At 66.3% G+C, this 362-nt stretch carries 1 protein-coding gene; it reads right to left on the bottom strand.

Features of this window, described 5'->3' with window-relative positions; translation table 11 throughout:
* Window positions 1–362 (bottom strand): sugar phosphate nucleotidyltransferase (locus tag J0A65_RS26485; protein WP_269814717.1); only part of this gene is annotated, 362 nt, incomplete at both ends.

The raw sequence follows: 362 nt of genomic DNA, 5'->3' as shown, positions 1-362 counted from the left end.
GAAGGCCTCGACCGCCAGTACGCCCTGCGGAAGTTCGCACGCATCACGTCCGGTCTTGATGTAGCCATAGCCGGTCTCGGGGCGCTCGGCAGGTACGCCGAACAGCACCATCGCACCCTGTTCCGCTGCGTTGCGGGCCACGGCGAGGGCCTTGTGGAACACCGCGACGTCCTCGATCACATGGTCCGCCGGCAGTACCAGCAACAGTTCGTCCCGGCCCTCGGCCAGCAGGTGCATGGCGGCGATGGCGACCGCAGGTGCGGTATTGCGGCCGAAGGGCTCCAGCAGGATGGTCTGGGCTTCGTGGCCGATGCTCGCCAGCTGTTCGCTGACGATGAAGCGGTGTTCCTCGTTGCACACCA

Source organism: Bowmanella yangjiangensis, assembly GCF_017255015.1.
Lineage (GTDB): Bacteria > Pseudomonadota > Gammaproteobacteria > Enterobacterales > Alteromonadaceae > Bowmanella > Bowmanella yangjiangensis.
The sequence above is the reverse complement of the archived record's forward strand: the minus strand, read 5'-3'. Positions and strand labels throughout refer to the sequence as shown.